The sequence below is a fragment of the Prosthecobacter sp. SYSU 5D2 genome, assembly GCF_039655865.1.
In the GTDB taxonomy this organism is placed as follows: domain Bacteria; phylum Verrucomicrobiota; class Verrucomicrobiia; order Verrucomicrobiales; family Verrucomicrobiaceae; genus Prosthecobacter.
The window spans coordinates 25,082-38,347 of sequence record NZ_JBBYXL010000009.1; the positions used below are offsets into that span (position 1 = coordinate 25,082).

The window sequence follows — 13,266 nt, forward strand, 5'->3', positions numbered from 1 at the left end:
ACGGAATCTACGACCTTCGAAGCTTGCCAATCACCGCATAAATGCGGTACTCCGAACCCTGGATTCCATGCCTGCGAAAGGCAGATTTAATGAAAACAAGTGCACTGCCCTGTACACAAAAAAGCGGCCAGGGAATGGTCCCTGGCCGCTGGATGGGAGGCAGGCATGAGTGCCCGCTTCACTTTTTACAAACTGCGCTCCTTCACCTCCGCAGTCACCTCTGCGAGGAAGTCGGCCACGGCTTTGACGCCGAGGTCGCCGCGCTTGGCATGGCGGACGGCGACGCTGTTGGCGGCGGCTTCCTTCTCACCGAGGACGAGCATGTAGGGGACTTTGTCGAGCTGCGCGTTGCGGATCTTGGCACCGATTTTGTCAGCGTCGTCGTTCAGCGTGACGCGCAGGCCGGCGTTTTTGAGCTGAGCATAGATCTCGTCCGCAAAGGCGTCCACCTTTTCGCTGATGGTGAGGATGCGGACCTGCTCCGGGGCCAGCCAGGTGGGGAAGTGACCAGCAAAGTGCTCAATGAGCACGCCGCAGAAACGCTCCATGCTGCCGAAAGGCGCGCGGTGGATCATGACGGGGCGGTGCGGTTTGTTATCCGGGCCGTTGTAGCTGAGGTCAAAGCGAACGGGCAGTACGTAGTCCACCTGGACGGTGCCGAGCTGCCACTCGCGGCCGATGACATCCTTGATGACGAAGTCAATCTTCGGGCCGTAGAAGGCGGCCTCGCCAGGCTCCTCGGTGAAGGGCACGCCGAGGGTGGCGGCGGCTTCGCGGCAGGCGGCTTCGGCCTTGTCCCACTGGGCTGCATTGCCGGTGAACTTGGTGCTGTCAGGATCCCGCAGGCCGACGCGGACGCGGTAATCGTTCATGCCGAGCGTGGTGAGGACGGTCTTCACCAGGGCCAGACAGCCGATGATTTCCGCCGGGACCTGGTCCTCGGTGCAGAAGAGGTGGGCATCGTCCTGGGTGAAACCGCGGACGCGGGTCAGGCCATTGAGCTCGCCGCTCTGCTCCCAGCGATACACGGTGCCAAACTCTGCCAGGCGGACGGGAAGGTCGCGGTAGCTGCGTGGCTGGCTGCCGAAGATCTTGATGTGATGCGGGCAGTTCATGGGCTTCAGCAGGAAGCCGTCCAGCAGCTTCTCCGGGTCCATGATGCGGTCCTGGCCGATGACTTCTGTGCCGGTGCGCTCATTGAGCTGGCTGGCAAACTGGGCGGAGACGGCATCCAGGCGGGCGGTCATTTCCGCACAGCCGCAGCCTTCATGGGCGATCTGCTCCAGCTGGTTCTGCTCGATGATGGCCGGGAACTGGGCGTCCTTATAATAAGGGAAGTGGCCGCTGGTTTTATACAGGGCCAGCTTGCCGATGTGCGGCGTGAAGACCTGATGGTAGCCCTGCTTGCGCAACTCTTCGCCGATGAAATTTTGCAGTTCCTGGCGTAGCACGGCCCCATTGGGCGTCCAGAGGATGAGGCCCTGGCCCACGTCTTCATCAATGTGGAAAAGCTTCAGTTCCTTGCCCAGCCGGCGGTGGTCGCGCTTCTTGGCTTCTTCCAGGTTCACGAAGTAGGTGTCCAGCTCTTCCTTGCTGGGGAAGGCGGTGCCGTAAAGGCGCTGGAGCTGGCCCTTTGATTCATCGCCCATGTAGAACGAGGAGGACACGGAGGTGAGCTTGACGTTTTTGCACTTGCCGCTGTAGCCGACGTGAGGGCCGGCGCAGAGGTCGATGAAGTCGCCGTTTTGAAAGCAGGAGATCTGCTCGCCTTCGGGAATCTTATCGATGAGGTCCAGCTTGAAGACACTGGGATTGCCCGGACGCTCGGTGAGACCGCCGAGGCGGCCGCTTTCTGCCATGGCCTTGGCTTCCTCGCGGCTGACGCCTTTCCATTCAAACTTCTGGTTCTCCTTGGCGATCTTTTTCATCTCCGCCTCGATCTTCTCGAAGTCATCCGGGGTGATCCGGTGATCCATCTTGAAGTCATAATAGAAGCCGTTTTCAATAGGTGGGCCGTAGGCGAACTGGGCGTCCGGCCAGAGGCGCAGGATCGCCGTGGCCATGATGTGGGCACAGGAGTGGCGGAGGCGCTCGATGTCGGACATCTGGGCGCGTTCTTCAAGGGTCTTGCGTTCGGTGGACATGGGAAAGGGGCAGGCAGTCTGGCGCATGTCACGCATTTTGCGACATGAGATTTTGGGCCAGTTTTCAAAAAGCCGCGCTAGGCCGGTTTGACCGTGTCCTTGAGCACCTGATGGGTGGCGGGATCCAGGCCCTCCTGGAGGCGCTGAGCCACGGTGATGCTTTCCGCTCCGGGAGCGGGCCGGATGTGATGACCGGAGTGGAGGGCATAGACCTGGGTGAACTCCGCCCCCAGAAAGAGAATGCAGGCATTATAATAGACCCAAAGGAGCAGCAGTACCACCGCACCTGCGGCCCCATAGCTGGAGGCGGTGCTTTCACGGCCCAGATAAAGGCTGAGGCCGAACTTGCCGATCTCAAAAAGGGCAGCAGTGAAAAAGGCGCCACTCCAGACGGTGCGCCAGGCGATGCGGGCGTCCGGCAGGACTTTAAAAATGAAGGCAAACAGGACGCTGACCAGGCCGAATGAGATGGCCATGGAGATGAAGGCCCACAACATGCCGGGGAGCGGAAATACCTGCTCCAGGTATTGATTGAAGGCCGCCAGGACGGTGGTGAGCAGCAGGGAGGTGAGCAGAAGAAAACCGATGACCAGCACCATGCCGAAGCTGATGATGCGCTCCCGCAGCAGGCGGAGCCAGGCCTTCCCGGGTTTGACACGGACTTCCCAGATGGTGTTGAGAGCGTCCTTGAGCTGGCCAAACACGCCCGTCGCCCCAACAAAAAGCGTGACAAAACCCAGCAGCGTGGCCACAAAGCCCTGGTCCGCCTGGGCGGCGCTTTTCACCATGGACTGGACGGCCTGGGCGGCGGGCGCGCCGATGTAATCCACAAGCTGGGTATCCAAATGCCCTTTTACAGCCTCCTCCCCCAAAAACAAACCGGCCAGGCTGATGCTGAGGATCAGCAAAGGGGCGATGGAAAAGATGGAGTAGTAAGCGACGGCAGCGCTGAGCCGGAGCGCCTTGTCCTCGATCCAGGATTCAAAGGTGGCCCGCAGCAGTACCACCGGAGTGGTGTTCAGGGTCTGGACCCAAAGGGATTTCAGAGGTTGCAGCATGATGATGATTGAGGCGAGTTTGCCGGAAGGCTCGTTTTATCCAAAAGTCATCGGTCAGAGCGCTGAACATGGCCCCCAGGAATGGTTTGATGGTTTCTAAAAAGCTGGACAAATGCTGTCCGGAAATTGCATACTGCATAACTGAATCATGCAATTCGCCTGAACGTTCGACCTGTAAGACGCCGATTTATAGCCTCAAGAAACCTTGCAAACCGCCTGGAATAAGGGATTCAATCGGTCTACCGTCTGCTGGCATACGTTCTGCATATTATCGGGAGCGATGAAATCCCAAAATCAGCTTCAGGGTCCGCCGCTTTAAGCCCCCCGCCTCCCCAACCTCCCGCCATGGCCGCCATAGAAAAAGACGATCTTTCCGAGAACAAACCCATCATCATGGTGGTGGATGACCAGCCGCAGAATGTGAAACTGGTCAAAGAGCTGCTGACCATCGCGATGCGATACGAAGTGATCGAGGCACAGAGCGGGGAGCAGGCGCTGGAACTCCTGGCGAAAACAACGCCCGACCTGGTGCTGCTGGATGTGATGATGCCTGAGCTGGATGGCGTGGAGACCTGCAAACGCATCAAGGAGAATCCGGTGCTGGCAGACATTCCTATCATCTTCCTGTCTGCCGCTGATGACAAAAACCTGATCGTCCAGGCGCTGGAAAGCGGCGGCGTGGACTACGTCACCAAACCCTTCAGCCGGGCAGAACTGCTGACCCGGGTGCGCACCCACCTGGCGCTGAAATCGGCGCGGGATTCCCTGAAATCGCTGGCGGAGGACAAGGACGAACTGCTGGGCATCCTGACGCATGATTTAAAGAACCATCTGGGCGGCATGCAGATGAGTGCACAACTGATGCATGACCGGCTGACGCGGCAGCCGGTGGATGCAAAGATCAACCAGCTGGTGGACAACATCCTCCTGGATACGGCGCAGATGCTGGCGTTTGTGAAGGAGTTCCTGGCCAACAGCATGGCGGAAAGGACGCTGCAATTTTCCGCTGAACCGGTGAACCTGGCGCAGGCAGCGGCGCAGACGGTGCGCCAGTATCAGATCACCGCAGAGCGCAAAGAAATCCAGTTTGTCTGCGATCTGGACAGCAGCGCGAACAGCATGGTGACGGCGGACCCGACAGGGGTGAAGCAGATCCTGGATAACCTCATCTCCAACGCCATCAAATTTTCTGATAATGGCAAGAGCATCGGCATCACGGTGAAACCGATGACGGGTGACTATGTGGAGTGCCGTATCTCCGATGAAGGGCCTGGCTTTACTGCCGAAGACAAGAGCCGGATGTTCCGCCGCTATGCACGTCTTTCCGCCCGGCCCACAGCAGGAGAGCCGAGCACGGGTCTAGGCCTGAGCATTGTGAAACGGCTCATCGAAGCGATGAACGGAAGGCTGCTGCTGGAATCCGTGCCTGACGAGGGCTCCACCTTCATTGTGCGACTGCCCAAGATCCGCCGCGCCATCCTGGACAAAGAACTGGAGGGCCTGAACTGAAACCATGGATTTTTTAGTGATTGATGATGAGCGGAGCATCCGTGACGCCACCTGCATGCTGATTGATGACGAAGGGCACTATGCAGAACCCGTGGTCAACAGTGCCAGCGCCCTGACGCGGCTGAAGGAGGAAAAGTATGATGCCATCCTGCTGGACCTGAGGCTGGGCCATGAGAACGGCCTGGATGTGCTGGACGTGCTGGTGAAGCAGCATCCGCAGATCCCGGTGGTGATGTTCACGGCCCAGGGCACGGTGAAAACGGCGGTGGAAGCGGTGCGGCGCGGTGCCCTGGACTTTCTGGAAAAGCCATTCACACGCGAAGAATTCCGCGCGGTGCTGGCGCGGCTGAACCGCTTCCGGCAGATGAGCCAGCGGATCGAAACTTTGGAGAAAGAGGTCAAGGAAGTACGCCAGCAGAGCGGGCCGGAGCCGAAGTTTGACTTTGCCACACCATCCATGAAATCCGTGATGGATGTGCTCATGCGGGCCGCCAAGGCACCTGCGGCCATTCTCATCCTGGGAGAGAGCGGCACGGGCAAAAGCGTGGTGGCGCGGGCCGTCCACGACAACAGCCATCTGCGTGACAAACCTTTTGTGACCGTCAGCTGCCCCTCCCTGTCCAAGGAGCTTTTGCAGAGCGACCTTTTTGGCCATGTGAAAGGGGCCTTCACGGGTGCGGTCAAAGACACCTGGGGCAAGATCAAGCAGGCCGAAGGCGGCACGCTGTTTCTGGATGAAATTGGCGAGCTGCCCTTGGAGATCCAGCCGCAGCTCCTGCGCCTGCTTCAGGAGCGGGAATATGAACGCGTGGGTGAAACCGTCACCCGCAAGGCGGATGTGCGCATCATCGCAGCCACCAACCGTGACCTGAAGGAATGTGTGAAGAACCGGACCTTCCGGGAAGACTTGTATTTCCGCCTGAACGTCATCTCTGTGGAGATGCCGCCGCTGCGCCAGCGGCAGGATGACCTGATGAGCTTTGCGGAGCATTACACCCATCACTTTGCCAGCCAGGTGGGCCGCAAGGTACAGGAAATTTCCCCCACGGCCCGGCAGCGGATTCGCAATTATACCTGGCCAGGAAACCTGCGGGAACTGCGCAATGCCATCGAGCGCGCGGTCATCCTTTCCTCCACCGAGGAGCTGGAAGCCAACGACCTGCCAGCGGAAGTGCATCATGGGAGCAGCGGCGATGACACCGCATCCTATGCGCCTGCGGGCATGGGACAGACGGGTGGTGTCAGCGCGGACGCCTTTGCCGGCATGACGCTGGAGCAACTGGAGGAGATGCACATCAAGAGGACTTTGGAGACGGCCGGCAGCCTGGCCGAGGCCGCCGTGATCCTGGGCATTGACCAGGCCACCTTGTACCGGAAGCGGAAGAAGATGGGCATCAACAAAGACTGATGCCCGAACGGCATCACCTAACCAAAAGTGCTTTCACAGTCCGCGCCGGAGCGCACTGGGCAGCAGGCCCAGCCGGTCGCGGTATTTCACCACCGTGCGGCGGGAGATGCGGATGCCGCGCAGGGCCAGGCGCTCGGAAATTTCCTTGTCATTAAGAGGATTGGCGCGGTCCTCATCGGCGATGACGTCCTTGATGGCCGCCTCCACAGCACGCGAGCTGACGGCCTCGCCGGCATAGGTGGCCATGCCGGAGGTGAAAAAGGAGCGCAGTTCAAAAGTGCCATGTGGCGTGACGGCATACTTGCCTGCCACCGTACGGCTCACCGTGCTCTCATGCACGCCCACCTCCGTGGCGATATCGGCCATGGTCATGGGTTTGAGATAGGAGGGACCTGTTTCAAAAAAGTCTTCCTGACGGGCAATGATGTGCTCCGCCACTTTTTGAATCGTTTCATGGCGCTGGCGCAGCATATCAATGAAGAAACGGCCGCGCTTGATGTGGTCGCGGATGAATTCACGGACATCCTTTTTGCCATCGGACTCCGCCATCATGTTCTTGTAAAAATGGCTGATGCGCAGGGAGGGAGTGACGTCTTTGTGCAGGATCACCTGCCAGCGGCCATCCTTCTTTTCGATGGTCATCTCAGGCTGCACATGGAAGCCGCTCACGGGAGCTTCTTCCAGTTCCTTGGCGGGACGCGGATTCAACGTGGTGATGCGTTCTGCGGCTGCCTGCACATCCTCCGTCTCCACATCAAAATGGACGGCGATGTCCTCCAGCTTGCGCCGTGAGAGCAGCGTGAAGCATTCGTCCAAAATGTGATATTCCAGGGTTTTGGACCGGTTTTGCCGCTCCAGTTGCACCATGAGGCAATGGCGCAGATCCGTGGCTCCGATGCCGGGCGGATCCAATGTCAGCAAAATCTCCTGAGCAAATTCGAGGTCTTCCAGTGGCCGGCCTTCTTCCTCCGCCACTTCAGCCAGCGGTTTTTTCAGCCAGCCGTTATCGTTCAGATGGCCCAGCAGGCTGATGATGTCCGCCCGCTCTTCCTCATCAAAGCGCATGCCCAGAAGCTGGCTTTCGATGTGCTCCGTCAGGGTCACCGGTTTGGTGAGCGACTCCATCATGAACTGCCTGCGCTCATCTTCTTCGGGTGAATAAGAAGCGGCCATGGGGGCCGGACGCCACTCATCATCCATCCGGGCCAGATTGCTCAGTTCAGTCTCCCAGGACTCATCATCGTTCTGGTCCTCCGGGCCGGTTTCCATGGTGGAATCCAGGCCGTTTTCCAGTTCCAGCACCGGGTTCTGCTGCATCTCCTGGCGGACGAGCAGGTCCAGCTCATGGGTCGGGGTCTGCAGGACAGCCAGCTTAACGCGGAGCTCCGGTGAAAGATGTAAATTCAGTTCGGCTGATTGAACTAAAGCGGGATGATTCACGACTGACATAGGCACAGTATAGGAGAATGCGCCATACTTAATGCAAAAGCCATGCCATGCTTTTTTCACGGGTTGGGATGCAGGCTCGCCACCCTGATATTTCAAATTGCACAGCAGAGACTTTGCAATCTGCAAGGCAAGGCCCTTTTCATCCTTGGGAGGCCTATGAAGGGCGATGGCACGCCCCATGCACACTATGGCCGTCCCCCCTTATGAAATTTAAAATTCTCAGCGAGCTGGACTACACCGTCACTCTGCCAGTCACTTTTCTCCTCAACATCCGCCCCCAGACCGGGCCGCAGCAGACTGTACTGGAGGAAAAGTTTACCCTGATGCCCGAGATGCCACACGTGGCCCATACTGATGCTGTCACGGGCAACCGGTTTGACCAGATCACGGCTCAGATTCCTGGCGTGTATCACATCCGTTATGAGGCGACCGTGGAAACGCAGGTGCTGAAGCTCACCGACCAGGAACTGCCTGAAATGGATGTCAGTGATTTTAAACTGGATGTGCTGTCCTGCCTGTATCCCAGCCGCTACTGCCAGTCTGACCGGCTGGGGAATCTGGCCATGAAGCTGTTCGGTGAAACGGGAAGCCCTCTGAAGCAGGCGCGGGCGATCGTGGAATGGATCTCCACCCACATTGACTACGTTTCTGGGTCCAGCACGTCCACGACTTCAGTTGTGGATTCGCTGGTGGAGCGGCAAGGTGTATGCCGGGACTTTGCTCATTTGGGGATCGCCCTATGCCGGGCGCTGAACATCCCGGCGCGATACTTTACCGGGTATGCCCACGACCTGAATCCGCCTGACTTTCACGCGTGTTTTGAAACCTGGATTGGCGGGCACTGGCTCCTCTGGGATGCCACGGGCCTCTCTTCACCCGATTCCGTAGTCCATATAGGAACCGGGCGGGATGCGGCGGACGTATCTGTTTGCACGTCATTTGGCAGTCTGCGCCTGGACCGCCAGTCCGTGGTCTGCAAAGCCCTGTCACCTGACTATCGAAAACTTACCCAAGAAGAGCTTCAGAGCATCTGCATTGCCCATGCCTGACCGCTTGCCGGACGCAAGGCTGCGCGGTCTTCCTGACCGCCAGCCCATGAGATTATGAGACGTTACCACATCGAACACCGGACGGTTTACCGCTACTCGGAACCTGTGCGTTTCGGCCTGCACCGGCTGGTCCTGCGCCCCCGCGAAAGCCATGACATCCAGGTGATCAAGCACAAGATCATCGTCCAGCCGGAGGCGAAGTTTTTCTGGCTGACGGACCTTTTTGGCAACAACATCGCCCTGGTGGAAATCCCGCAGGAGGCGAACCGGCTGGAAATCATCAACGAGGTCATCATAGACCGCGTGGAAGGCCTGGAAGACTCCGCTCCACAGCGCATCAGCCGGCCCTCCATGGCCCCGGTGCCGGTGACTTATCCCGAGATGGAGCTGGGTGTCATCCAGGGTTACATCATCCCGGTCTATGAAGACGATCTGGCATCGGTCCATGAATGGACTCAAAAATGCAGTGAATCCGTGCCCAAACCCACGGCGCTGGCCATGGTGGCGCATCTGAACCGGTGTGTGCACGAACAGATCCGCTACCAGCGGCGGGAGGAAAGAGGGGTGCAGTCGCCCGCACGTACACTGACATTAGGTACAGGCTCCTGCCGTGACATGGCCACGCTGCTGATGGAGGCCTGCCGGTCCCTGGGCATTGCGGCCCGGTTTGTCAGCGGTTATCTGGATGCCATGGCCTCTGCTGCAGGACGCGGGTCCACCCATGCCTGGGTAGAGGTGTATCTGCCGGACAGCGGCTGGCGTGGATTTGACCCCACCGTCGGTGCCACCGTCACTCCCAAGCATGTCGCCCTGGGTGTCAGCACCCATCCGCGCGGTGTCATGCCGGTCAGCGGCATCTATGACGGCCCTCCGGGTTCCTATCAGGGCATGGATGTGGCCATCACCATCCGCCGCCTGGACCGTCCGGAAGAGAAGCCACCCGAACCGGAAACCACGGCCTGACCAAAAAAGTCCCTGGTGCTTGAGATTCAAACACCAGGGACGGAAGTTTTCTTCGTGGAGAAGAAGGTCACCGCTAACATGGGGTGAGCGGCTTAAAACCTAACTCATGGTTAGGCTTCTTCGATGTAGCTGCGGATGGTCTCCTTGGCTTCACCGGTGCGTTTTTGGATACGGCCGAGCAGCTCGTCCTCCTTGCCTTCTTCGAAAAGAAGATCGTCATCGGTGAGCTGGGCATACTTCTGTTTCAGCTTGCCTTTGGTTTCGTTCCAACTGCCTTTCATGCTTAGCTTTGTCATAATCGTATAGGGGTGTGGTTGTTAATTGATGAGGGCCTTACCCTCACTCCCCTCTTCTATTGCGTGATCTGTGCCACGCCTGTTTAGCCCGTTTTACCTGGGCAGGCAGCGCCAGGAGACCCTGTCCATTTGCGAGCCATTGGCATTGTGCAAGGCGTGAACCTTGCCAAGTGCAAGCATCACTACGCCGTTGTCTTGGGCAGGGTGAAGAAGAAGCGTGAACCGCCTTCAGCCACGCGCTCATATCCGCAGCGGCCACCCTGGAGGGTGACCAGCCTCTGGGCAATGGAAAGACCCAGCCCTTTGGAGCTATGGGTCGCGTGGAGCTTCTCAAATGGATAGAACAAATTAGGCAGCTTGGCTTCTGCCACACCGGGTCCGTCATCCGTCACGCTGAATTCATATTCTTCCGGCAGCTCGCGCCAGTCCATCTTCACCGTCCGGCCCCGGCCCGTGTGGGTGACGGCATTGATGAGCAGGCTGGACCAGATGACCTCCAGCCAGGCCGGGACTCCTTCCACGGCAGGCCATTCGGTGACTTCTTCCATCTTCGTGCCGCGCTCCATGGCGGTGCGCTCCGCACCCTGGCGGGCCGCCCAGGCGATCTGGCCCATCTCCACAGGTTCCTTGAGCGGGTGGTCCACAGAGGCACGCACAAGCTGGCTCACGCGCTCGATGATCTTCAAGACAGCCTGGGTGGAATCGAACAGCGATCCGGTCAGCGCAGCATCCTCCTCGGAATGCTCGGAGAGGATTTCCTTCAGCAGCTCCGCCGTGGTAAAAATGCCGCTCAGCGGAGTACGCAAATCGTGGCTGATGCGGCGGGCAATGGTGAGCAGATCGCCGCGCAGTCGGCCGTTTTCCCGGATCAGCTCATGCTTCTGCAAGGCTGAGCGAAACACCTGCGCCAGCAACTGGCCATGCCAGTCCTCCGCCGGAATGACGTCCAGACCGGTGCTCTGGATGCTGTCACTGAGACACACCACCGGCCAGCGGGCCATGCCGTCTTCCTGGCTGAGCTTGATGGCAAGCTGTAGTTCAGCCATCTCTGGCTGGACCAAAATCATCAGGCTTTTCCCGCCCGCTCCGCTGGCCTCTGCCGCAGCCTTTTCGATGGAATCCGTTTCCTCAACCCTGCATGGACCAAATGCACGGCTTATCCCTTCAAGTATCGCGGTATGGGCCAGGACGTTTCTTGGGGAGAACAGCAAATGCACAGTCAGCATGGTCATGTCAAAAGGGTCTGCAAATATTCGGACGCGAAACAAGGGGGTTCAATTTAAATCGAATCCGGGGCCGGATCTGCGTGCAGCAATTTGGGCTCTGCGGCCATGGCGGTTTTAATGGCCTGGTCCAGAGACTGCATCTGCACCGGCTTGGTCAGATGCAGGACAAAACCGGCCTCCTCACTCCGGCCCAGATCCTTTTCCATGCCATATCCGCTGAGGGCGATGCCTTTGAGTCCATACAGCCTGGCCACCTCTTTCATCAGTTCATATCCGTTACCATCCGGAAGCCCGATGTCAGAAATCAGCAGGTCATACTCATGGCTTGCGGCCAGTTCCAGGGCCGCCCTGACGCTGCCAGCCGCCTGGATCTGGTAGCGACGGCGCGTCAGCAACTGGGTCAGCGCACTGCGCGTCGGCTCATGATCTTCCACCAAAAGAACGCGCGTCACCTTGGTACCAGCAGGTCTGGCAACCCGCTGCTGGACAGGAGACGGAACACGGTCACAGGTATCCGTAGACGATGGCAGGGAGATGATGAAAGTGGCCCCCTCCCCTGGCCCGTTGCTTCTGGCCTGAATGCTGCCAGAGTGGCTCTGCACCAGCATCTGGCAGATGGCCAGGCCCAGCCCCAGGCCGCCAAAACGATGCGAGCCGCCCTCTCCCGCATGATCTCCCTGCGAAAAGGCGTCAAAAATACGCTCCAGTTCCGGCCCGGAGATACCGATGCCGGAGTCTGTGATGCGGATCTCGATGGCCTTTTTCTCCGGGAGGCTGGTCGTGGCCAGGGTGATGATGCCGCCTTCCGGTGTGAACTTCACCGCGTTCTTCAGGACATTCCAAAAGACCTGCTGCAGTCTCACGGCATCACCCATCACCATCGGATTGGCCGCATGCAGTTCCTGTTTCAAGGCCAGATGTTTGGCATCAATCTCAGGGGCCACATTGGCCACCGCATCCGCAATCACCGTGTGCAAATCCACCGGCACACGCTCCAGCACCATCTTACCCCGGCTGATGCGCGTGATGTTCAGCAGGTCATCAATCAGGCGGGCTTCCAGCTCCACATTCTTGCGGATGGTTTCAAAGATGGCCCTGACCGGCTCCGGAATTTCCGGGTCATTGGCGGCCTCGCTGGACAGCAGCAGGATGGGGTTCAACGGGGTGCGCAGTTCATGGGACAGCGCGGCCACAAAATCATCCTTGGCACGGGAGGCTGCCAGGGCCTCATCACGTGCATGCTCCAGCTCCATGGCGCTTCTTTTCCGCGCTGTCACATCCGACTTCAGGCCGATGAACCCGATGACCGAACCGTCCAGTGCCCGCTCCGGAACATAGACGACGCTCACCCAGCGCAGGCCAAGTTTGGCGTAGGGAATTTCGATTTCGAATTCTACACGCTCTCCGGCAAGTACGGTTTTCAGATGCGGCTGAACGGCAATAAAGGCATCCTTTCCCAGCACCTCACGGATCTCTTTCCCCACGATGTACTCCGGATCCAGACCAAAGCGCTCGGCATAGGGGCGGTTCACATACTTGTAGCGGCAGTCCAGGTCAAACCGGGCCAGAAGTACGTCCGCATGGTCCGTCACCACCCGCAGTTGCTGCTCGCTCTGGCGCAGGCGGGCCTCGGCCAGCAGCCGCTCTGCAGCCTCCTGTTCCAGACGCCGCACATGCGTTTCCAGCTCTTCATTCTTCTGAGCCAGCGCCAGGCGCTGGATTTCCAGCTGCCGTTGAATCCCTGCTTTCTCGGCTGCGTTCTCCACCGCCCGGCGCAGGACGATGGCATTGACCGAGGCCTTTGGCACAAAATCATGGGCACCGCTCTGCATCGCCTCCACCGCACGTTCCACCTCCTGGTTGGAGGTGAGCATGACGATGCCAAACGCATGCTCGCCGTAACTTTCGACGATCTTTTTCACCAGGCTGACGCCGTCACTGTCAGGCAGGTTAAAATCCAGCAGCACGCAGTCAGGCAGCTCCTGGGAGAGCAGCTGCATCGCCAGCGTGGCGGTGGGTGCATCCCGGATCTCACAGGGCACTGCCACGCCGCGGGTCAGATGGCGGCGGAAGATGATGCAGTCCGTCTGTGAATCTTCGACAATCAGTACCTTGAGCGGAGCAAGCTGGGCCATGGCAGCACGGGCATGGAAAAGTGTCTGTT

10 protein-coding genes are annotated in these 13,266 nt (G+C 59.0%); 4 read left to right on the top strand and 6 right to left on the bottom strand.

Translation table 11 applies throughout. The features are described 5' to 3' along the window. Window positions 1-185: 185 nt before the first annotated feature. Complete coding sequence (gene thrS / locus WJU23_RS16100; protein ID WP_346333626.1) at window positions 186-2,144, bottom strand: threonine--tRNA ligase; 1,959 nt, start codon at window positions 2,142-2,144, stop codon at window positions 186-188. Window positions 2,145-2,221: 77 nt separating this feature from the next. Continuing rightward, complete coding sequence (locus WJU23_RS16105; protein ID WP_346333627.1) at window positions 2,222-3,202, bottom strand: YihY/virulence factor BrkB family protein; 981 nt, start codon at window positions 3,200-3,202, stop codon at window positions 2,222-2,224. A gap of 345 nt (window positions 3,203-3,547) precedes the next feature. Between WJU23_RS16105 and WJU23_RS16110 the strand changes: the two genes are divergently transcribed. Together WJU23_RS16110 and WJU23_RS16115 are read left to right on the top strand one after the other, a co-directional pair. Continuing rightward, complete coding sequence (locus tag WJU23_RS16110) at window positions 3,548-4,711, top strand: hybrid sensor histidine kinase/response regulator (RefSeq protein WP_346333628.1); 1,164 nt, start codon at window positions 3,548-3,550, stop codon at window positions 4,709-4,711. Window positions 4,712-4,715: 4 nt separating this feature from the next. Next, on the top strand, window positions 4,716-6,119 hold the full coding sequence (locus WJU23_RS16115) for a sigma-54 dependent transcriptional regulator (RefSeq protein WP_346333629.1): 1,404 nt from the start codon (window positions 4,716-4,718) through the stop codon (window positions 6,117-6,119). A gap of 33 nt (window positions 6,120-6,152) precedes the next feature. Here the strand turns inward: WJU23_RS16115 and rpoN are convergent, their stop codons facing one another. Next, entirely contained in the window at window positions 6,153-7,559 is a 1,407-nt protein-coding gene (gene rpoN / locus WJU23_RS16120) for an RNA polymerase factor sigma-54 (RefSeq protein ID WP_346333630.1), read from the bottom strand. Window positions 7,560-7,771: 212 nt separating this feature from the next. On the opposite strand from rpoN, the gene WJU23_RS16125 reads away from it, so the two are divergent. Both WJU23_RS16125 and WJU23_RS16130 read left to right on the top strand, forming a co-directional pair. Further along, the gene (locus WJU23_RS16125) at window positions 7,772-8,617 is read left to right on the top strand and encodes a transglutaminase family protein (protein ID WP_346333631.1); all 846 of its coding nucleotides are present in this window, start codon (window positions 7,772-7,774) and stop codon (window positions 8,615-8,617) included. Between the two features lie 54 nt (window positions 8,618-8,671). Beyond that, entirely contained in the window at window positions 8,672-9,580 is a 909-nt protein-coding gene (locus WJU23_RS16130; protein WP_346333632.1) for a transglutaminase family protein, read from the top strand. A 110-nt stretch (window positions 9,581-9,690) separates the two neighbouring features. Here the strand turns inward: WJU23_RS16130 and WJU23_RS16135 are convergent, their stop codons facing one another. The 3 genes from WJU23_RS16135 to WJU23_RS16145 form a co-directional block, all read right to left on the bottom strand. Continuing rightward, window positions 9,691-9,876, bottom strand: a complete 186-nt coding sequence (locus WJU23_RS16135; RefSeq protein WP_346333633.1) for a CsbD family protein — start codon at window positions 9,874-9,876, stop codon at window positions 9,691-9,693. Between the two features lie 182 nt (window positions 9,877-10,058). Beyond that, the gene (locus tag WJU23_RS16140; RefSeq protein WP_346333634.1) at window positions 10,059-10,922 is read right to left on the bottom strand and encodes a HAMP domain-containing sensor histidine kinase; all 864 of its coding nucleotides are present in this window, start codon (window positions 10,920-10,922) and stop codon (window positions 10,059-10,061) included. A gap of 233 nt (window positions 10,923-11,155) precedes the next feature. Continuing rightward, window positions 11,156-13,237 (bottom strand): response regulator, encoded by a 2,082-nt coding sequence (locus tag WJU23_RS16145; protein WP_346333635.1) that lies wholly within the window; start codon window positions 13,235-13,237, stop codon window positions 11,156-11,158. Window positions 13,238-13,266 lie beyond the last annotated feature (29 nt).

Excerpts from the sequence above, each read along its gene's own strand:
- thrS (WP_346333626.1), bottom strand. The coding sequence starts at position 2,144 with ATGTCCACCGAACGCAAGACCCTTGAAGAACGCGCCCAGATGTCCGAC.
- WJU23_RS16105 (WP_346333627.1), bottom strand. The coding sequence starts at position 3,202 with ATGCTGCAACCTCTGAAATCCCTTTGGGTCCAGACCCTGAACACCACT.
- WJU23_RS16110 (WP_346333628.1), top strand. The coding sequence starts at position 3,548 with ATGGCCGCCATAGAAAAAGACGATCTTTCCGAGAACAAACCCATCATC.
- WJU23_RS16115 (WP_346333629.1), top strand. The coding sequence starts at position 4,716 with ATGGATTTTTTAGTGATTGATGATGAGCGGAGCATCCGTGACGCCACC.
- WJU23_RS16125 (WP_346333631.1), top strand. The coding sequence starts at position 7,772 with ATGAAATTTAAAATTCTCAGCGAGCTGGACTACACCGTCACTCTGCCA.
- WJU23_RS16130 (WP_346333632.1), top strand. The coding sequence starts at position 8,672 with ATGAGACGTTACCACATCGAACACCGGACGGTTTACCGCTACTCGGAA.
- WJU23_RS16135 (WP_346333633.1), bottom strand. The coding sequence starts at position 9,876 with ATGACAAAGCTAAGCATGAAAGGCAGTTGGAACGAAACCAAAGGCAAG.
- WJU23_RS16140 (WP_346333634.1), bottom strand. The coding sequence starts at position 10,922 with ATGGCTGAACTACAGCTTGCCATCAAGCTCAGCCAGGAAGACGGCATG.
- WJU23_RS16145 (WP_346333635.1), bottom strand. The coding sequence starts at position 13,237 with ATGGCCCAGCTTGCTCCGCTCAAGGTACTGATTGTCGAAGATTCACAG.